The sequence below is a fragment of the Parapedobacter sp. 2B3 genome (assembly GCF_041925275.1).
GTDB classification, from domain to species: Bacteria; Bacteroidota; Bacteroidia; order Sphingobacteriales; family Sphingobacteriaceae; genus Parapedobacter; species Parapedobacter pyrenivorans_A.
Genome location: NZ_JBHEUZ010000006.1, coordinates 14,612 through 35,919, shown reverse-complemented (window position 1 = coordinate 35,919; position 21,308 = coordinate 14,612). Strand labels below are relative to the sequence as shown.

The following is a 21,308-nucleotide window of genomic DNA, read 5'->3' as shown; positions in this document are numbered from 1 at the left end:
ATGGAAATTTTTGTTGAAGTGTAGAATTAAAAGAAAATGAAACCTGCATGAATCGCCGTAAACAAAAGGTTATGAATGATTTATGTCGGCTTCATTACCATTTAAAAAATATTCTGATGAAAAAATTTAATCTAATAATTCCTTTCCTCGCGTTGGCTGCTAGCTACCTTTCGTGCGAAAGCGATGCCTATATCAATGATGGTGGCACGGCGAGTCCTTTTGTGGATATGACGACGTATGACTTCCTCGCCTCGCATCCGAAGTTTGACTCGTTGGTCGCTATCATCGATAGAGCGGGGATGAAGGACTTGGTAAACAGCGATATCACCTTTTTTGCCAGCACAAACTACAGCGTGGCTCCGTACGTATCGGCAAAGCGGCAGAAGAAGATTATCGAGCTGGGCGATGAGAATATAGACTTTGGCATAAGGGATATAGCGGTGGAAGCGTTGGACTCGCTCAAGATGTACATGTTTGACGGACCCATCCATCGGGAGCAGCTCAATACGGACGGGACCTATTACGTGAGCAAATTCGGGCCCGAGGATAATGTGCAACTGATGCTCGGCCTGCGGCGGACCAACGGGGGGTATACCGATTGGGTGTATTATGTGAACTTCACACGCGTTGCCGGTACGCTCGATAGCGATTTCCCGGAAGGTATGGTGATTTCAGACGAAGAGCAGGACTTATCGTACGATTGCCAAACATCGGGCATCATTACGACTACCGGAGTGTTGCACGTTTTGTCTGACAATCATCGGCTCATGTTTAACAGGGAGCCCACCGCAGGTAATTAACTTGGTTTATAAAAAAGAATAATTCATATGAAACGGAATATCATATTTATCCTGGGACTTATTACCGTTATTGTTGTCGGTTATTCCTGTTCAAAAATTGAAAAGGGGTTTTTAAGTGGTAATGTACGGTATGTCAATGGGACGATCTATGTACAGCGAGGGATGGCATATGTGGCCTCCGACCGGATTGAAACAGATGGTTCTACGCCACCCTTCAGTTACAAATTGTTAAACCTGCGCGATAAAGAAACGGGGCAGTCTGCGCCCGAAGAGTTCTTTACGGAATATGAGGTGCAGATGTTTAAAAGCGGGATGGTCTTTAATGCGCAGACCGACACCACGGTGGCCCTATTGGATGCCAAACGGGAAGTGGTTATGACACCTCCCATGGTGTTTAATGAGGTTAGCGGACAGTTGGTCTTTAATCGTTCTTCCAGCAATCTCCCGTTGGGCAGTTACACTTTTGATATCGAGATGACCAATCCCAAAGCCACCCGATTATTCGAAAACATGGGCGAAATTGAAGTGGTTGAACCGACGATTGATGACATGTTTGAAGTGAATTATCAGGCAGCAACCGGTTCCGATGCTTCGGAGACCTTTTACGACACCCCCGCGCCGCAGTTATCTTGCGAGCGTGTTTCGACGGATGGTGCGCGTGTTATTCTTAAGATAGTCGATAAAAACGGCAATCCTTTCAATCCGGCCAATGGTGAGGTCGTGAGACGCGGCGATCGCCCGATGTTTGAAACGTATGCGAAGTTTAACCCTGTAATCGAAACAGATACCGCGCTGATTTGTGACTTTGAAGTCGGCCCTTTTCCGCTGGCTAACTACGTGGATGCAACCGGATATGATTGGTTGTACAAAATGTATTACCGTATTCCCAACCAGTTTGCGATTATCGATGGATATCAAAATCTGAATGTAAATCCAGTGTTCGATTTTCGGGTACTGATGGAAGGTACATTTGTCGTTACCGTTCGGCTTCCTTCCGTCACGAGGCTAACCACACCTATCGGCGTGGGGGGAAGCTAGTAGTCGAAACGGGCAAGGACGTTACTCACCCGCCACAGCACACAGTGTGGCGGGTTTTTTACCTTTAATTCGAAGTTGCTAAGAACTTATACACCAATCCCAACATGAAATATTGCCGTAAGGTCAATTGTTCATTGTAATAGTTGGAGTTGCCATATCCCCCCATGGAAATATTTTGATTTTGATTGAGGATGTCAAAAGCCGTCAACTTCAATTCCCCTTTCCGCTGCATGATGGGGTAGTAGAGCGAAGCATTCACCAAATGCAAGTTGGTGCGCTCATTGCGTAAGCTTTGGGGTTGGTTCCTCACCGTATAGGAAGTTTCCAAACGGAACTTACGGATGTCGTCCAACCGCAGCATGCCGCCGATACTATGGTTTACGTTTTCGATGTCGCGGAAATTAGCGGTTTGCCGCTGATTCTTGCTCCTGTTAAAGCCAAACCCATAGGTAGGTATTACCGTAAATTTGGTCTTGTAGGTTATTGTAAGGCTGCTGTTCAAATTGCCATATAAATGCTGTGCCCTATTTTCTTCGCCATTCACCATGCTGTACGATTCGCTCGTCGACCCATTCCCGGAGACATTCCAATTGATGTTCCATGTCTTATTTTGTGCGATACGTTTGTTAATACCGACGTACCCAAACAGGCGCGCGGTTCCGGGGGCCTCGTAATAGGTTCGCGTGTTTTCGGAGCTGCTTACATCGTACGTCGTTTTCGAGCCAATCGAGGAATCGTAGACCGTGTAGTTTACCGTAGCGTTGAGGTTGAGGTGGGCATTTGCAAACCGTTTGTAATAGCTTATACGCCCCGTTTGTTCCGACTGGTTGTTGAAATAAGGGCTGGCGATGGTCAGCGAGGTAGGGTAAAGGTCTGAATTTACCGCTACGATTCGGTAGAAGGAGGGTAGCCGTACCTGTTTGTTGTACGACAGTTGCAGGCCGGCATAGCGCAATGAAGCATGAGGTAACCAATAACGGTGCCTATCGTCCAAATCGGCTACTTTTCCGTAATAATGATAGTTGCGGCTTACGTCCAATTGTTCGATGCCCGCCGTAATCTGTAGCTTTTTGTTAAATAAGGAAGCATTTACGCGGGTACCGATGTACAGGAAGTTAAACCGCCCCTGCTTGTTATTGGCGATGTCGTTTCTGCTTTCATACACATCTGTATTTATTTTGCTGTCTATGTCCTCCATATTGCGATCCAATTGCCAGTCATACTGGGTATACACATCCCAATTCAGTTGTTCGCGGATGGGCACTTGTACGTTTAATCGATTGTTGATGGAAGCATTGTCGCCGTTGGTTAGTTCCAGTACCCCTTGGTTAACGGTACTGTCGTTAAACAGGTAATACCGGTTGAAGGAGTTCCGGCTATTGGAGTTTTCCAATCGCTGGACGCTGGTGTTTTGTTGGAACGATAGGAGTATTTTCGATGCGGGCAATTTTTTCTCTGCATAGAGGCTATAGCGGAGATTCCGGTTACCCGAGGAGCTGTTGTTGTTGTTTTCGCTCTCCTGCACCTGCGTGCCTTCATCCCGATGCCTGTTCGAATTGCCGTAGTTTTCGTTCACGTTCCGGCGGAATGCCACATTGACGTCTAACGATACCGTGGCGGTGGTATCGGGCCGGTACCTCGCAAACGCTCGCACATTATGCCCATAATTTTTATACGTAGCATGGTGGTGGTTGTTCGCGATTTCAGTGATCGACTCATAGAAGTTCGAATTGATGCCTTTGTTGTCTACGTAATCATTCTGCTGCTCAAATGTATACATCAAATTGGCTTTCAGTTTTTTGGCAATGTCGTAGTTTGCGTTTATGCCTATTGAAACCTTGTTTTGCAATCCACCATAACTCATGTAACTAAACGAGTTGTTCTCTGCGCGGTTCAACCCACCATACTGGCCCAGTTCGCTGTAGTCGAAGCCCTGGCGGCTTAGGTTGTTGGCATAGCCGATAAAACTGATCTGCAAGGTATCGCGGAACGTATTGACGAGGGCGCCCGATTCATAGCGATCGCGTGTGCCGCCGCTGGCATAGAATTTCCCGAAGTTGGCCTTCACAAATTCCTTTTTTGTCTTCAGGTTGATAATGATGGGCAAATCCGTGTCGTCCAGGATCTCCCGTTTAGATTCACCCTTGTCTTTCACCACCTGCACGGCATCGATCAACGAAGCGTCCAGGTTGCGTGTCGCTATCGTGAGGTCCTGCGTAAAGAAATCTTTGTTATTGACCCGTACGCCGGAAACTTGCCTGCCCTGGTAATAAATCGAACCGTCCACATTGACTTGGAGACCCGGTAGCAACTGGAGCAGTTCCTCCACATTGGCATTGGGACGGGTCTTGAAGTAATCAGCCTTAAATTCCAACGTGTCGCCGATCAGCCGGACGGGCGCTACCTGCGTTATCACTACCTCGTCCAAGTTTACGCCGGTCATCAGCACCGTGTCAAGTGTAAGCGTCTCGCCAGCCTGTAATGTAAACTCATGGCTATAAGGCGAACTGCTTACGTGGGTGATATGTACCCCTAACTTTTTCGACGTCGGTATCTTTATTAGGTTGAACCTACCCTCATTGTCGGTTAAGGAATAGGTGACCACGATCGAGTCCTTCAACGAAACAACTGCGATGGTTGCTTTTTCCAACGGCTGTTTGTTTGCGTCTACCACCAGTCCTTTGATGGTGCCATTGTTTTGAGCGGCAAGTAGATGGGACAATAATAAGAAGTAGATGCTTAGAAGAAGAAGTCGCATAACGGCTTTGAAATGATTAGCTACGGTTTGTCAGGCCACCAATATATGAAATTATGTTGGAATAGAAGGGCTGATAAAGATATCGTTACTTGCATTTATAGCGGGAATTATAGTAATTTCGCCACGTCTCAAAGAAAATTCAAAGCAAGGGAAACGAATGATAAGTATATCTAAGGTTGGCGCGTCTTTACGCGGTGTGTTTTTAGTAATGGCATGTGTGGTGGTAGCAACTATTGCTGCGCAGGCCCAGTATACGGTAAGTGGTAAAGTGCTTTCACCCGATAATGAGGGATTACCGAAGGCCAGCATACAGGTGTTAAATTCTACCTTGGCAACCGCCACCGATGAGCAGGGGAACTTCGTACTCGCAAATGTCCCTTCGGGTAGCCATGTGTTGCGCGTCAGTGCTGTGGGGTATGCCACCGAAAACCATAAAGTGATCGTAGCGGGCAACCTGTCGGTCGATGTCGAACTGGGCCGTGTTGAGCACCGCTTGGATGAGGCGGTCGTTACCGCGCAGAAAATGGAAAGCGACCCCCATGATGTCCCGGCGAGTTTGTCGGTAGTCAGCAGCAAAGCGGTAGAGCAGCAGTATATGTGGAACATCATGGACGTAACGGCCGTAGTACCGAACCTCAACATGGCCAATCCGGGTGATGGCCGCAATGTGGCATCACTGCGCGGGATTACCACCACTTCCTATAACCAAGCGGTGGCTACTTACGTGGATGGGGTAAACCAATTCGGACTGGATACTTACATCCCTTATTTGCAGGATGTGGAGCGGATAGAGGTACTCCGTGGGCCACAGGGAACGCTCTACGGCCGGAATGCAATGGGCGGGGTCATCAATATTGTGACCAAGCAACCCACCAATCAGACCACGGGCCTTACCGAAATCAATTTGGGCAACCACGGACAGCAACGATACCTGGCGGGACTGCATACACCCCTTGTAAAAGACAAGCTGTTCGTTGGCGCGTCGTTGTTATACAACGGCTTGGATGGGTTCTATACCAACTACGACGACGCTAATTACGACAAACAACATGCGGTATTTGGCAACTATTACTTGAAATACCTGCTAAACACCCAATGGGCGATGACACTCAATTTCAAACACGTCTCCAACAGGAACGATGGTGCGTTTGCATTGAGCATGGGGCTGGACGAAACGTTTAAAGCCCCTTTCCGCGTAAGTCAGGACGCAAAGACAACCATGGTTGACGAGTCGCGCAACGCGTCGCTCTCCATCAATCACTTTGGCAATGCCATCAGTTTCAGTTCGCAGTCTGCGTTCCAATCAAACCATCGGTACTACCGGAACCCGATTGACGGGGATTTTTCAGTATTAGACATGGTTTCCATTGTGAATGATTATGGCAAAGACTGGAACAACGTGAAAGCGTTTACGCAGGAATTTAAGCTGTCTTCGGCGCCGTCGAAAAATAGTCCGATTAATTGGACGGCGGGGACATTCCTATTCCACCAAGATGCGCCCACCAAGCAGGGCACCCACTTCGGCACACAGGCCGAGATGATGGGCGCACCAGCGAATACGACCAGTATTCTAACCAACTCGGCCATTAACCAAGGCGTAGCGGTTTTCGGACAACTAGGATTCCGGTTTGGTAATGGGTGGGAACTCCAAGCGGGATTGCGTTATGATTACGAACATGCGGCGTTGGACGCCCGTGGTGAATTCCAGCCCGATGGAGGTGACGTAATGGTGCTGCAACCGGATACGTCGGCTTCTGCCGATTTCCACGCACTTAGCCCAAGCTTCAGCGCCAAATATGCCTTCCACGACCGTAGCCATGTATATGGCAGCTACTCCCGGGGCTTCCGTGCCGGAGGTATTTCGCAACTCTCATCCGACCCCAGCGAAGCGTCATTACGGGCGTTCGATCCGGAGTACAGCGACAATATAGAGGTTGGTGCCAAAAATGCATTCTTGAACAGGCAGCTTGAAGTGAATGTGGCCGCGTTTTATACCCGTGTACACAACGCGCAGGTACCTACCTTGGTGTTGCCCGACGCCATCACGGTGACGCAGAATACTGGCCGTATGGCGAGCATGGGCCTCGAACTGGAAGCCACCGCACGAGTAGTGCGCAATGTGAGCCTTTGGAGCAACGTGGCATTTACCCGGGCCCGTTACCTCGATTTGAATACCGCGGGCGAAGGCGGCAATGTGCAATTGGAAGGCAACCGCCCGGTGTTCACGCCAGATTGGACCGGCTTTCTCGGTGCGCAATATGTGTTGCCAATCGGCAAGTCCAAACAGCAGCAGTTCCAGTTGGGCGTGTATGGTAAGTTCATTGGTCAACAGTACTTCAACGTAGAGAATACACTGGGGCAGGAAGCGTATAGCCTGCTGAATGCCAATGTAGGCTACTCTTTTCAAGGATACGAGCTCATCTTGTGGGGGCAGAACCTCGCTGATAAGCGCTATGCTGACTACGCATACGATTTTGGGTTTGCAGCCGTGCATTTGGGACGTCCGGCTACCTATGGGGTCACGCTAAGGAAGCGGTTTGGGGTGTAGGTTAGAGCGTCAGGAATTTCTGGCGGTATTCAGTCGGTGTCATCCCGATGAACGTTTTGAATTGTTTGTTGAAATTAGATAAGGTATTGAAGCCCGATTCGTAGCATATCTGTGCAATCGTCTTCGCTTCTTCCGTAGAGAGTTGCTTACATGCATTCCGTATACGGAGTTCCGTAAGGAAGTAGGAGAACGATTTGCTGGTTTTCATGGTAAAATAGCGGCTAAATGACGTGGGTGTCATATTCAGCAGCGCAGCAACCTCCTCCAGGGTAATCTTGTACCTGAAATGCTTGGCTGCATAGTTGTAGACGATGTTGATCCGGTTTGTTTCTACATCTTTGAGCTTGTATTGCACCATGTCATCGTGCAATAGGTGGTACTCCTTGCTTTGGGCAAGTAAATCGAGTATACGGAACAGGTGGATGACGCTCTCCATACCATGCAAATGCACCAATTCGTGCATCAACACGGCCGTTTGGCGGGCAGTCTCCCCATGGATTTCCATTCCGCGCCGAATTTTTTCCAGTAAGGTTTTCAGTTGGTCAAATTCCTGTTTCTCAATGAGCTGTCCGAGAGCGGCCCCATTGAAATAGATAACCAATCCGCGGCTGATCTTTTCGCTGTGCGGCTCGAAGTAGCATTCGTCACTACGCCAAAGGTGGGGGATATTCGGTCCGAGGAACGTCAAGTCGCCGCTATCGAAGGGTTTTACGGTGTTGCCGATGAATTTGGTGCCCGTGCCTTCGACAACCAGAAAAAGCTGGTATTCCGAATGTGCATGCCACGTGGGGTCGAAATGCCTATCGTGCAGCTCCCGGATGAAGAATATGTTGGATTCCGGGATCCTGGTTTTTTGGATAGCTGTTTTTTTTACCGCAACATTCATGATAACTCCTAATTTGGTCCTATTGGCATCTCAAAAGTAAATAAACGGCCGATGTTCCCATATATTGTAAAGAAAATGTTAGCTAATTATCCACTAATCACGCTGGTTCGATGTTATTTAGATAAAATACAGTCAATATTTGTTAATTAATAGGTGTGCTGAAGCAGCGTAAACCATTACCTTAGCAGATACAATTAGCCAATATGATATTCGGCCGCGTGTTCAGCTAGGTGTTTTCGCTGGTTAGATGATCGTTGAGGTGAAAGAGCTTAAAATCAAACGAATAGTAACCGTATTATTTAACTATGGCATTAAATGTTAAATTGGGTGTAAGTACATGGTTGTGGACATCGCCGTTCCGTGCGGAAGAAGCCGCTGGCCTGTTCGAAAAAATCGCCACCCTTGGGTATAGCGCCGTGGAAATCGCTGTGGAAGACCCCGGATTAATTGATATTCCCAAGGTAAAGGATGCGCTGGCCGCCAATCGGTTGGAAGCGATTATATGTGGTGCATTTGGCCCAACACGTGATTTAACGAGCGACGACGAACAGCTGCAACGTACCGGCCTGGCATATATCGAAGCATGCCTCGACATTGCAAGTGCACTGGGCTCCCGGTTTTTTGCAGGGCCCATGTACTCGGCTGTGGGAAAGGCGCGTATGGTATCGCCGGCACAGCGAACCATCGAGTGGGAGCGGGCGGTGGCCAATCTACGCGTCGTTTGCGAAAGTGCGGCCAACAGGGGGCTGGAAATTGCGCTGGAGCCGTTGAACCGCTTCGAATCGGATTTGATCAATAACGTGGATGATGTGCTCCGCCTCATCGGCGACATTGACCATCCGGCAGCGAAAATATGCCTCGATATGTTCCACATGAATATCGAGGAACCCGACCCCGAGGCAGCTATTGTCAAGTCGGGGGAGAAATTGATCCATGTACAGGTATCCGAAAATTACAGGGGTACGCCCGGTACGGGCAATGCCAGCTGGGATGCCTACCGGCGCGGGCTGGAAGCCATCGGCTATCAAGGCGTGGTGTCTATCGAGAGTTTTACCCCGGCGAACAAGGAACTGGCCGCGGCGGTATGCATCTGGCGTAACCTTGCGGAAAGCCAGGACGCATTCGCAAGCGATGGGCACGTATTTTTGAAGAAGTGGATAACAGGTAACTGATTGAACGCGGATCTCGTCTGAGCCGAGACAGGTGCACAGATTATTTGGATAGCCACTGATCTGCTCAAATCCGTTTAATCCGCGTCATCCACGTTCCTTAGGTAATAAGGTAATAAGGTAATAAGGTAATAAGGTAATAAGGTAATAAATACGTAAACAGCAAATAGCAAACAGCAAAAAAGAAAATATGAGCAAAAAACCAATCAATGTGGCTATTGTCGGCTTAGGGTTCGGCGCGGAGTTCATCCCTATTTACCAACAGCACCCCGATGCCAATATGTATGCCATCTGCCAACGCAATGAAGAAAGCTTGAATAAGATCGGCGACGCTTTCGGTATCGAAAAGCGGTATCGCGACTATGACGAGCTGCTGAAAGATGATCAGGTCGATGCGGTACACATCAATACGCCGATACCAAACCATGCGGAGCAATCGCTCAAAGCGTTGCGCGCGGGCAAACACGTGGCATGCACCGTTCCCATGGCTACTACGGTGGAGGAATGCCGGCAAATTGTGAAGGCGGTCGAAGAGACCGGTTTGACGTACATGATGATGGAGACCGTTGTCTACGCCCGGGAGTTCCTTTTCATGAAAGAGCTTTACGAAAACGGTGAATTGGGTAAAATCCAATTCCTCAAAGCCAGCCACCAACAAGATATGGACGGGTGGCCGAATTACTGGCCGGGATTGCCGCCCATGCATTATGCCACGCATTGCGTGGGACCGGTGTTGGGCCTTACGCGCAGTGAGGCGGAATACGTATCCTGCTTCGGGTCGGGCACGATCCGTGAGGAACTGCACCATCATTATGGTTCCACATTCGCTGTAGAGACAGCCCACATCAAGTTCCGGGATTCCGATTTGAGTGCGCATGTGTACCGCTCGTTGTTTGACACCGCCCGCCAATACCGGGAAAGTTTTGAGGTGTATGGCTCCAAGAAAGCCGTGGAATGGCCACTGATAGAAGGTAATCCGTTGGTAGTGCACACGGCCAAGAAGGAAGAGCACGAGATACCCGAGGAGGTGGAGTGCCCGGACTACGCCCATCTGCTGCCCAAGCCCATCCAACATTTTACCACGGGGGGGGTGTATGACGAGGACGACAACCAGCACCTGTCCTTTACCCAAGGTGCGGGCCATGGTGGATCACACCCACACCTGGTGCATGAATTTGTAAGCGCGTTGATAGAAGGCCGCCAGCCGTTCCCCAATGCGCGGCAGTCGGCCAATATCACCTGCGTGGGCATCTTGGCGCATGAGTCGGCACTGAAGGGCGGAGAGCTTATCCCACTGCCAGACTTTACCTTGGCGGGCCGTTGATGGTCCGCCGTTTGTAGTCGGAAAAAAACGTCCAATAGGAAGGGATGTATATATATTTATAAATCAATAAACGTCTTTTGAACAATAAAATGGAAAGATTAATTAGACTACTCATGCTGGTCTTGCTACCGCTGCTGTTTTTTGGCTGCGGCGGCCAGCGTAGCGATGATGGGCCACGGCGGTTGGAACTGTTTTTCCTTGGCCATGCCAGTAAGCATCACGATTCGGAGTTATTGGCTGGCATACTCGCGCAGGAATATTTCCCCGAAGGGATAAACATCACCTATTCGGTGGACCCGGAGGACCTGACGCGGAAGGACCTCCAGCGGTATGATGGGCTTATTCTGTACGCCAACCACGATTCCATCAGCCCTACCCAAGAGAAGGCCTTATTGGATTATGTCGCATCGGGCAAAGGGTTCATCCCGTTGCACTCGGCCTCCTATTGCTTCCGCAATTCGCCGGAAGTGGTAGCGCTGATCGGAGGGCAATTCAAGAGCCATGGCGGTGGGGCGTTTTCCGCGGAAATCGTAAAACCCGACCACCCGGCCATGGAAGGCGTCGCTGCGTTCGAGACCGAGTGGGACGAAACGTACGTGCACGACCATATTGCCGATGACATCGTAGTGTTGATGGAGCGGGTAGACAGTACGGGGCGCGAACCCTATACCTGGGTGAAGGAATACGGGAAAGGCCGCGTGTTTTATACGGCCTTTGGCCATGACGAGCGTACGTTCCGCAATCCGGGTTTCCTCCAACTGGTCAAGAGCGGTATCCGCTGGGCGGTTGGCGAAAAAGCGGTGCAGCAGATGGATGCCTATACGGTGGCCCAGCCACAATACGAGGAAGGTCGCATGCCTAACTACGAGCGCCGCGACCCGCCGCCCCGTTACCAATTGCCGCTCAGTGCCGAAGAATCGCAAACGTTGATACAGGTACCTGTTGGCTTTAAGCTGGAACTCTTTGCCAGCGAGCCCGACATCAGGAAACCCATTGCCATGGAGTGGGACGAGAAAGGGAGGTTGTGGATTGTGGAGACGGTGGATTACCCCAATACGGTGCGGAACGACAACAGCAAAGGGGACGATCGCATTACAATCTGCGAGGACACCGATGGCGATGGCAAAGCAGATAAATTCACCGTCTTTGCAGAAGGGTTGAACATCCCTACGTCGTTCACCTTTGCCAATGGGGGCGTCATCGTTGCGCAGGCACCGGAATTTCTTTTTCTCAAAGACACCGACGGGGATGACAAGGCAGATGTTCGTGAAGTGCTGATTGACGGCTGGGGTACGTTTGATACCCATGCCGGCCCATCGCATCTCCAATACGGGTTGGACAACAAGGTATGGGGAACCGTGGGCTATTCGGGATTTGAGGGCAATATCGGCGGCCAGCCGTTCAGGTTTGGTGCTGGGGTATACCAATTCGACTCCGGCGCGGAGCACTTCGAATTTTTGGGCAATACAACCAATAATACCTGGGGTCTCGGCTTTTCGGAAGAGTTTGACGTGTTTATATCCACGGCCAATAATGAGCATAGCGACTTCTTCGCTATCCCTGCGCGCTATTACGAAAAGGCAAAGTTGCGCGAACGGGGCATTGAAAAGATCGATGGCCACTATAGCATGCATGTGCTTACCAAGGAATTGAGGCAGGTGGACGTGCATGGTGGATTTACCGCTGCTGCGGGGCACAGCTTATACACCGCGCGTGCGTTTCCGCAGGAATACTGGAACCGGGTAGCCTTTATCTCGGAACCCACGGGCAGGTTGGTACACCGCCACGTGCTTGAGCAGGTAGGTGCCGGGTTTAAGGAAAAAGGCGATGGTTGGAACATGGTGGCAAGTTCCGACAACTGGTTCGGCCCGGTCGCCGCCAAAGTAGGGCCGGATGGTGCGGTATGGGTGTTGGATTGGTATAATTTCATTATCCAGCACAACCCCACGCCGGATGGCTTTGAAAACGGGGAGGGGAATGCTTATATCGACCCCCTGCGCGACAATACCAAAGGACGTATTTACCGACTGGTTCATGAAGATGCCAAACGGTATAAGCCTGTGAAGTTAAACCAAGAGCGCCCGGGTACATTGGTGGATGCGCTGGCAAACGACAATATGTTCTGGCGGCTTACGGCCCAGCGGTTGCTGGTCGAGTCCGGCAATACCGAAGTGGCAGGCGACCTGAATAAGCTGATCCGTGACCAGTCGCTGGATGCCGTGCAAACCAACGGCCCTGCTATACACGCGATATGGACCCTACATGGGCTGGGTTTGCTGGATGGGGCTGACCAGAAAAGCCTGGACGTGGTTATCGACGCATTGGGACATCCGGCTGCCGGTGTACGGCGTGCGGCGGTCCAGACGCTCCCCATATCCCACGATGGCGTGGTGCAACAGTTGCTTGCATCCGGTGTGACCAAAGATGCCGACCTCCGGGTACGCCTAGCCGCGTTCCTGGCGCTGTCGGACGCGGCTCCGTCGGTTGAAATCGGCAAAGCGATTTTCGAGGCGGTGCAGCAACCCGAAAACATAGCAGATAAATGGATTTCGCATGCCCTGCTGATTGCCGGTGCTGTGCATAGGCAAGCGTTCATGGGCGAATATCATCAGCAGATCGGTCACCCCGACCTCTCCAATACCGATGGTTCGCTGGCAGAGCGCATCTTTGCCGGCAAAAGCATGTCGGTGCTTCCGTTGGGTACCGAACGTGGCGGTACGGTTGGCGGGCGCCAAATCCCCGATTTTGCCGACCAGGAAATCAGCTTTGTCACCGATGTACGGTCACCGGAGATGCAGCGCACGTTAGTGGAAGGTGTCTTGTTGTCGCATGGCGATGGCAGGAACGGGTACGCGGTGTACATAAAAGATGGCAAGGTGAACTTCCAGGTAAACCAGCAAGGGCGCAAAACAATCATCCATTCGACCGATGCATTGCCCAGCGCGTTCAAGGTGAAGGCATCGTTGCTTTCGGGCGGAAAAATGACCCTTTCTATCGATGGGGGGCAGGTTGCCGAAGGCAAGGCATCGGGTTTATTTGCGAAGGTACCCGATGGGGTTATCCGGGTAGGGCATAATCGAAGGCAGCAATGGGGCACGGATGAACTGCTCCCCAACGTAGGCGATTACCCCGATGATTTCCACTTTACGGGCGGGTTGGTAAACGCGCGGCTCGTTGTGGTCAACCTGCACGCCGCAGAGGAGGGCGAAACGGTGGTGGCCGATCATACCATTACCATCAAGGCCGTTATCGGCGAAATGAAATACGATGTGACAAATTTCGCCGCCAAGGCGGGACAGACATTGAAAATCATCTTTGAAAACCCCGATCACATGCAGCACAACATGCTGATATTGAAACCGGGAAGCTTGGAGAAAGTCGGTGAAGCCGCCGATGCCTTGGCCAAACAGCCCAACGGGGTCGAAATGCAATACATCCCCGCTACGCCGGATGTGTTGTTCAGCACGCCGCTGGTCAACCCCGAGGAACGCTACGAACTGACGATTACGGTGCCCGACACACCGGGCGATTACCCGTATGTGTGTACCTTCCCGGGCCATTGGCGCATTATGCATGGCGTAATGAAGGTGACGAAATAGCCGTTGCTTAGTAAATCATAAAAAAGCCATTGGACATTCGAGAATCCAATGGCTTTTTTTTGCGCCGCGATTATAATTGCATATAATTATAATTGCATATAAAAGCAAACTTATCTAAGTTTGCGGTATAGGTATTATGAACCTGATTTTAAAATAATGATAGAAAAAGCAAGTAAATCAATTTTAGCTATCCTCGCCATAGCCGGCGTGTGGGCCTGTAACCCGACCCAAGAGCAATCGGCAACTACTGATACATCCGCTGTTTTAACGGTGTCGCCTGCCGACTTCCAGGCGGAGGTAGGTGGTGACTCTGTCAAACTGTATACGTTGACCAATGGTAAGATAGTAGCGGCGATTACCAACTACGGTGCGCGGGTGGTGAGCCTGCACGTTCCGGACCAACAGGGGAATCTTGTTGATGTGGTGCTGGGTTACGAGGATTTGTCTACTTACCAACAGCCGGGCGATGGCTTTTTCGGTGCAATCGTAGGCCGGTACGGCAATCGCATTGCGAAGGGGCAGTTTGAGCTGGATGGGCAACCGTACCAATTGGAAATCAACAATGGTCCGAATACGCTGCATGGCGGAACAAATGGATTCTTCGGGAAAGTATGGGAAGTGAAACACGTGACCGATAGCAGCCTTGAGCTGCAATACATATCGCCCGATGGCGATGCCGGTTACCCGGGCAAACTGGATGCGACCGTGACGTATACGGTTACCTCTGCCAATGGGCTTGAAATTGCCTATCATGCAACGACCGACAAGGCTACGGTGGTCAACTTGACAAACCACGCGTATTTCAACCTTAACGGAGAGGGAGACAGCACCATCTTAGACCACCTGTTGACCATCCATGCCGATGGATACACGCCCGTGGACGAAACACTTATCCCTACCGGCGAAATTGCGGCCGTGGAAGGCACACCGTTTGATTTCCGCCAGGCCACAGCCATCGGTGCACGTATCGACGCAATGGACGGACAGCTATCGTTCGGTGGAGGGTATGACCATAACTTCGTACTGAAGAAAGATCCGGGAATACAATTGGTTGCCACGGTAGAAAGCCCCAAAACGGGCATCACCATGGATATCCTGACAGAAGAGCCGGGTCTTCAGTTCTATAGTGGTAACTTCATGGACAACATACAGCACGCCAAAGCAGGGAAAGTATACGGCTACCGCTCGGCATTCTGTTTGGAAACCCAGCATTTTCCGGACGCTCCCAACAGGCCGAATTTCCCTTCCACGGTGCTGGAACCGGGGGGTGAATACTCCACAAAGACGATTTACCAGTTTAGGTAGTTATATGACGTGGGCTTATAAGCATCCTGCGGTGCCCGAGGGCACCGCAGGATGCTATAACCCGAGCAGTTCGCTTTTGACGTAGCCGTAGCTTTTAGCGATACTTTCGAACGGGTCGATCGTGATGAAGTCCTGTTCTACAAAGGCGTATTGCAGTCCTGCCGTCTTTTCCTCCGCCACGATTTTCTTGAAATCGATGCTTCCTGTCCCGACTTCAGCATACGTGATATTTTCGGTGATTTCCATGAACGGTTTTGTGTCATAGTCGCTTCCGGTGATGACCGTGGAGTTATTTTTGTCCATATCTTTGATATGCCAAAGGGGGAAGCGGCCGGGGTACTTTTCGAAATAAGCCACACTATCCGTTCCGGATTTCTCGCTCCAGAATAAATCCAATTCGAAAGCCACCAGGTTATTGTCTGTGTTTTCGATGAGGATATCCATCCCCTTGCTGCCATCCGCCAAGGTACGGAACTCCCAGAAATGGTTGTGGTAGCCAATCGTCAATCCGGCTTTGGCAGCAAGTTCACCGCCTATGTTGAGTTGGTTGGCCATGAAATGGTAGTCATCGGCCGTGAGCTTGTCAATCAATGGGATGGGCGGGACCGGTGCGATGAGGTAACGCTGGCCCAATGCAGCTGCAGTGTCGATATAGGCTTTCAGTGCTTCTTGGCCGCCATTTCCCGGCGTGAGAAATTCCGCGAGGTCATAATGCCCGCTGTGGGTCTTTACGTTATTTTCCGCGAGGCGTGCCGAGAGTGCAGGGATACTCAGCCCCCAAAAGGTCGCTTTTCCATCTTCGCCGATTTCAGCGCCGAAGGTCTCTACGTGGTTATACCCGATTTCGGCCACACGGCTTAATGTCGAGGCCACATCTTCAGCGAGCTGGTCGCGCAGGGTGTATAGCTGCAGGCCGATTTCTTTGAGGGCCATTGTCGATTTTCCCTGTGGCGAACAGGAGAGAAGTGACGGGCTGAAATAAGCTGCCGCCATACCTATTCCCGCGTGTTTCAAGAATGTACGTCTGTTGTTCATTATTGGGTCTTTAGTTAGCTAATGTAAACGTTTGTGGTGGCAAATACAAAATTAATATCCGCCATGGCTGCCATGGTTAACCGCTGAAATACGCATGGCAATACTATCGGTGCAGTGTATAATAACGATCATTCCATCGGATTTCCTTCAGGAAATCAGCCAAACGGGTGTCCTTTCCAATGTGGAGTATTTCAATGTCGGCCAGTGCCGCGAAATCCTGGAAATGCTGCACCGAAAGATTCTGGCTGTACACCGTATGGTGTGCGCCGCCCGCATGGATCCACGCGGAGCAGCCCGTTTTCATATCGGGGAGCGGCTTCCATAACACGCGGGCTACGGGAAGGTTGGGTAGCCGATGCTGCGGGGCCTGCCCCTCCACGTCATTGACGACAAGCCGGAAGCGGTTGCCCATGTCGACGAGGCTGGCATTCAATGCCGGTCCGCTCGCCGCGTCGAAGACGAGCCGCGCCGGATCTTCCTTCCCCCCGATGCCCAATGGATGTACTTCCAGCGAAGGCTTTCCGCTAGCCAATGCAGGGTCTACTTCCAGCATATGGGCCCCGAGCACCAAGGTGTTCTCAGGGTCAAAATGGTAAGTGTAGTCTTCCATGAAAGCATTGCCGCCCGGCATACCTGCGGCCATCACTTTGGCGGCACGCACCAATGCAGCCGTTTTCCAATCCCCCTCGCCGGCATAACCAAACCCTGCTTGCATAAGCCGTTGCGTGGCGATGCCCGGCAATTGTTTCATCCCGTGCAGGTCTTCGAAGGTATTGGAGAACCCTTTGAAGTCGCCCGCTAGGAGGAAGTTGCGGAGGCCGATTTCGATCTGGGCGGCATCGCGCACATGGCGGTGCAGCTCACCACCGGTTTTAACGGCGGCACCGAGTGTGTATGCTTCTTCGTATTCCCTGATCAGTGCATCGACCTCGGCGGTGGAAACCGCATTGATCATGTCGGCCAGATCACCTACGGAGTAGGTATTTACCGAAAAACCAAATTTGGTCTCGGCATCCACCTTATCGCCGTCGGTGACCGCCACATTGCGCATGTTGTCGCCGAAACGTGCAAACCGCGCGCCTTGCCAATCGTGCCAGGCCGCCGCCGCCCGCGCCCATACATCGATTTGGCTTACCACATCCTCCTCTTTCCAATGGCCCGTCACCACCTTCCGGTTAATGCGTAGTTTGGAAACGATATGGCCAAATTCACGGTCGCCATGCGCACTCTGGTTGAGGTTCATGAAATCCATATCGATGGTATCCCACGGGATATCCCTGTTGTACTGCGTATGGAGGTGCAGCAATGGTTTCCGGAGGATGTTCAACCCCCTTATCCACATTTTGCCGGGGGAGAAAGTATGCATCCAAGTGATGATGCCAATGCACGCCGGCGTATGGTTGGCTGCGGCAATGGCGTCATAGATTTCGTCCGATGTTTTGACAATCGGTTTGAAAACGATCGCAACGGGGACCTGAGCTGCGCGGTTTAGGTAACCGGCGATTTCTTCCGCATGCACGGCAGCTTGTTTCAGTGTCTCTTCTCCGTAGAGATGCTGGCTTCCCGTTAAAAACCATACTTCTAGTTGCTTAAGATCGATCATGTATTTTGCTGTTTGCTTTTGTCTAATGTCTGTTGTCTAGAGTCTCACACCTGCCCATAATACGAGTCTGACCCATGTTTACGCTCGTAATGTTTCTTGATGAGGGCCCCTTTCAGCCGTGGTGCATCCGGGTTGATCCCTTCGGTGAGTACCGCCATTTTGGCTACGTACTCCAGCACGGCACTGTTATAGATGGCTTTCTCACCCGTTTTGCCCCAAGTAAACGGGGCGTGGTTGCCAACCAATACCATTTCGATTTCCTTGTAGTCCAATCCATGATCGTTGAAATGGTTGAGGATTTGGAACCCTGTTTCATATTCGTAGTCGCCCGCAATCATTTCGTCGGCCATGGGGGGGGCACAGGGGATATCCGTGGTGAGGTGATCGGCGTGGGTAGTGCCGTATATGGGGATGTCTCGCAGGCTTTGCGCCCAGGCGGTTGCGTAGGTAGAGTGGGTATGTACGATACCGCCTATCGCCGGCCAATGCTTGTAAAGCACGGCGTGCGTTTTGGTATCGGACGAGGGGCGTAGATCGCCTTCAACGACTTTCCCTTCGAAGTCAACAATGACCATTTTTTCGGGCGTCAGCTCAGTATACGCAACGCCACTCGGCTTAATGGCGAAAACACCTGCACTGGGGTCGGCAACGCTGGCGTTGCCAAAGGTGAACAGCACCAGTCCAAGCTTTGGAAGCGCCATGTTCTGTCGGTAGGCATCTTGTTTGATTGTTTCATATTTGCTCATGGCGACTCATTGGTTATGTGGTTTTCGATAAAACTGCCGACACGTGTATATTGGGCGTAGCGTTTAGCATACAGCGCGGCCAGTGAAGGGTTCGGGTGATATTCCCGGTCGAATCCTTGGCCCATCTGCTGCATCGCATCTTCCACCCGTTTGAATCGGCCGGCGACGGTTGCTGCAAACATCGCGGCACCGATGGCACAGGTTTGCGCAGAACGATGTACGTTGATGGGCATGCCGATCACATCGGCCATCACCTGCATCACGAAGGGCGACTTGCGCGGTATCCCACCGAGGGCGATCAAGCCCTTTACGGGGATGCCCTGGTTGATAAAACGGTCTATGATTTTTTTTGCCCCGAAGGCCGTAGCCTCGACCAGGGCGCGGAACAGCCGGGGTGCGTCAGACGCCAAGGTAATCCCTGTAAACGCACCCTTGAGGAGCGGGTTGGCATCGGGTGTGCGCCTGCCATTTAACCAATCGATGGCCAGTTCATGGCTTTCCATCGGTTGGAGCAGACTGGCCTGTCGGCCAAGTTCGGCGAGCAAGCCATCTTCGATGGCTTGGACCGCGGCGGGGTCCACGATCCCATCGGCTACCATAACCTTCAACGGCCAAGCTACCAAGTTTTTGAACCAGGCATATGCATCGCCAAATGCAGATTGGCCGGCTTCCAGCCCGACCATGCCCGGTATAACAGAGCCATTTACCTGTCCGCAGATACCGGCAACCCATTTGCCTTCCATCTCGTGCTGCGGCGCCACGAGGATATCGCAGGTAGATGTGCCGATGATTTTGCTGAGGTAATAGGGCTCAATTTGTCCACCCACGGCCCCCATGTGGCAATCGAAGGCACCGATTCCGACAACCACCCCGGTGTGGAGGCCGAGTCTTTCGGCCCATTCGGTACTCAACGTGCCGGCGGCCTGGTCTGCCGTAAAGGTTCTGTTCGGCAATTTGGCCGTAAAACCATCCAGAAGTGGGTCCAATGAAGCAAAAAAGTCATTGGGTGGGAAGCCCCCGAATGCTTCGGCCCACAACGATTTGTGGCCTGCCGAACAAACGCCGCGCTTAATATCCGACACATGTTGCCCACCACAGAGCAAGAACGGAACCCAATCACAATGCTCTACCCAAGAGTGTGTGGCGGCCCGCACCTGCCCGTCTTCACGGAATACGTGCAGCAGCTTCGCCCAAAACCATTCCGAGGAGTAGATGCCACCCACATACTGCAGGTAGTCCGTTTCGAACAGTTTGGCATGCGCGTTGATTTCGGCGGCTTCGTTTACCGATGTATGGTCTTTCCATAGTACAAACATAGCATTCGGATTTTCCGAAAATTCCGGCAGCAGGGATAGCGGCATACCGCCGGCGTCTACGGCCACCGGTGTGGATCCTGTAGTATCTACCGATAGGCCGATTACCTTCGGCGCAATGGCTGGCCCTGCCTCATCTACGCACGCCCGCACGGTATATTCCAACCCTTCGATGTAATCCAGTGGGTGTTGCCTGAATTGATTGCTGGCGGTATCGCAATACAAACCTGCTTTCCAGCGCGGGTAGTCAAATACCGATGTGGCCAGTTCTTCACCGGTTTCAGTGCTTACCAGTACAGAACGGACCGAATCCGTTCCGAAATCCACGCCTATCACGTAAGTTGCGCTCATGCTGTTTTTTTTGAATTGACCAGTCGTGTCCAAATAACATTTAATTGGCCGGTTTTAAAAGGAAAACGTCCTAATTTTTTAATTAGTATACGGGCTACCTGGTTTTAATACGCGGGGTTTGATACGAAATTCAGAAATTTAGTAAACTTTTCCTTATAGGTGGCCTTGTCCAGTTTATAATAGAAGGCACCTTTCTTGGAGTTTTCTTTGTCTTTATCCAGTTGTTTGATAAGCAGTCCGGTTGAGCGTAGTTTCCTGGTAAAATTACGTTTATCCAGCTCGACATCGTAGACTTGCTCATAGAGCGTCATGATTTGTGGAATCGTGAACTTTTCCGGTAGCAACTCGAATAAGATAGGGTGCAATGCGGCTTTGTAACGCAGCTTATTCTTGGCATTCTGAACCATCTTGTCGTGGTCAAAGATAAGCTTGGGCACGCGGTCCAGCGGGAACCACTCCGCGCGGTAGTCATCACTCAATTGCTTTTCGTATTTTTTGATATCGATAAGCGCGAAATAATTGATGCTGATCGTCCGTTCAATGGGATCACGATTAGGTTCGCCAAATACCAGCAACTGCTCCATATAGACATTTTTCAGCCCCGTAAGTTGTTTCAGTACACGGGAAGCGGCGTCTTCCGGGCGCTCGTCCGACTGGACAAATCCGCCCATCAGGCTCCATTTGTCTTTTTCGGGTTCGAACCCCCTTTTTATTAAAAGGAGCTTTAGGCTGTAGCCATCAAACCCGAAGATGATGCAGTCTACGGCAACTAGAATGCGGCTTTGTTTTATATATTTTGTCATAATGAAGGCGATTCGTTGTTCGACAAATGC

Annotated in this window: 14 protein-coding genes; 7 read left to right on the top strand and 7 right to left on the bottom strand. The window is 51.1% G+C overall.

Annotation, left to right across the window (positions count from 1 at the left end):
- Positions 1–116: 116 nt before the first annotated feature.
- Positions 117–800: a hypothetical protein gene (locus tag ACEVG1_RS08560; RefSeq protein ID WP_374743234.1), complete on the top strand. Its 684-nt coding sequence runs from the start codon at positions 117–119 to the stop codon at positions 798–800.
- Positions 801–827: 27 nt separating this feature from the next.
- Positions 828–1,838: a hypothetical protein gene (locus ACEVG1_RS08555; protein WP_374743232.1), complete on the top strand. Its 1,011-nt coding sequence runs from the start codon at positions 828–830 to the stop codon at positions 1,836–1,838.
- A 64-nt stretch (positions 1,839–1,902) separates the two neighbouring features.
- Here the strand turns inward: ACEVG1_RS08555 and ACEVG1_RS08550 are convergent, their stop codons facing one another.
- Positions 1,903–4,596 (bottom strand): carboxypeptidase regulatory-like domain-containing protein, encoded by a 2,694-nt coding sequence (locus tag ACEVG1_RS08550; protein ID WP_374743231.1) that lies wholly within the window; start codon positions 4,594–4,596, stop codon positions 1,903–1,905.
- Positions 4,597–4,753: 157 nt separating this feature from the next.
- Here ACEVG1_RS08550 and ACEVG1_RS08545 point away from each other — a divergent pair, with 157 nt between their 5' ends.
- Positions 4,754–7,144 carry a TonB-dependent receptor gene (locus tag ACEVG1_RS08545; RefSeq protein WP_374743230.1) on the top strand — a complete coding sequence of 797 codons (2,391 nt, stop codon included), beginning with the start codon at positions 4,754–4,756 and terminating at the stop codon, positions 7,142–7,144.
- A gap of 1 nt (position 7,145) precedes the next feature.
- Here ACEVG1_RS08545 and ACEVG1_RS08540 read toward each other — a convergent pair whose 3' ends face one another.
- Positions 7,146–8,030, bottom strand: a complete 885-nt coding sequence (locus ACEVG1_RS08540) for an AraC family transcriptional regulator (protein ID WP_374743229.1) — start codon at positions 8,028–8,030, stop codon at positions 7,146–7,148.
- A gap of 305 nt (positions 8,031–8,335) precedes the next feature.
- Between ACEVG1_RS08540 and ACEVG1_RS08535 the strand changes: the two genes are divergently transcribed.
- The 4 genes from ACEVG1_RS08535 (at position 8,336) to ACEVG1_RS08520 (ending at position 15,427) form a co-directional block, all read left to right on the top strand.
- Positions 8,336–9,202 (top strand): sugar phosphate isomerase/epimerase family protein, encoded by an 867-nt coding sequence (locus ACEVG1_RS08535; protein WP_374743228.1) that lies wholly within the window; start codon positions 8,336–8,338, stop codon positions 9,200–9,202.
- 187 nt (positions 9,203–9,389) lie between these two features.
- Positions 9,390–10,523, top strand: coding sequence for a Gfo/Idh/MocA family protein (locus ACEVG1_RS08530; RefSeq protein ID WP_374743226.1), 1,134 nt, complete (start codon positions 9,390–9,392; stop codon positions 10,521–10,523).
- Between the two features lie 89 nt (positions 10,524–10,612).
- Positions 10,613–14,122 carry a PVC-type heme-binding CxxCH protein gene (locus ACEVG1_RS08525; RefSeq protein ID WP_374743225.1) on the top strand — a complete coding sequence of 1,170 codons (3,510 nt, stop codon included), beginning with the start codon at positions 10,613–10,615 and terminating at the stop codon, positions 14,120–14,122.
- A 156-nt stretch (positions 14,123–14,278) separates the two neighbouring features.
- The gene (locus ACEVG1_RS08520; protein WP_374743224.1) at positions 14,279–15,427 is read left to right on the top strand and encodes an aldose epimerase family protein; all 1,149 of its coding nucleotides are present in this window, start codon (positions 14,279–14,281) and stop codon (positions 15,425–15,427) included.
- A 54-nt stretch (positions 15,428–15,481) separates the two neighbouring features.
- Here the strand turns inward: ACEVG1_RS08520 and ACEVG1_RS08515 are convergent, their stop codons facing one another.
- The 5 genes from ACEVG1_RS08515 to ACEVG1_RS08495 all read right to left on the bottom strand — a co-directional run bounded on the left by ACEVG1_RS08515 (position 15,482) and on the right by ACEVG1_RS08495 (position 21,278).
- Entirely contained in the window at positions 15,482–16,462 is a 981-nt protein-coding gene (locus tag ACEVG1_RS08515; protein WP_374743223.1) for a sugar phosphate isomerase/epimerase family protein, read from the bottom strand.
- 103 nt (positions 16,463–16,565) lie between these two features.
- Positions 16,566–18,065 (bottom strand): L-arabinose isomerase, encoded by a 1,500-nt coding sequence (gene araA / locus ACEVG1_RS08510; protein WP_374743221.1) that lies wholly within the window; start codon positions 18,063–18,065, stop codon positions 16,566–16,568.
- A 44-nt stretch (positions 18,066–18,109) separates the two neighbouring features.
- Positions 18,110–18,811, bottom strand: coding sequence for an L-ribulose-5-phosphate 4-epimerase (locus tag ACEVG1_RS08505; protein ID WP_374743220.1), 702 nt, complete (start codon positions 18,809–18,811; stop codon positions 18,110–18,112).
- A complete protein-coding gene (locus ACEVG1_RS08500; RefSeq protein ID WP_374743219.1) occupies positions 18,808–20,475 on the bottom strand; it encodes a ribulokinase in 1,668 nt (555 codons plus the stop codon). Before ACEVG1_RS08500 ends, ACEVG1_RS08505 begins: the two co-directional genes overlap by 4 nt.
- Before the next feature lie 104 nt (positions 20,476–20,579).
- Positions 20,580–21,278, bottom strand: a complete 699-nt coding sequence (locus ACEVG1_RS08495; protein WP_374743218.1) for an NUDIX domain-containing protein — start codon at positions 21,276–21,278, stop codon at positions 20,580–20,582.
- Positions 21,279–21,308 lie beyond the last annotated feature (30 nt).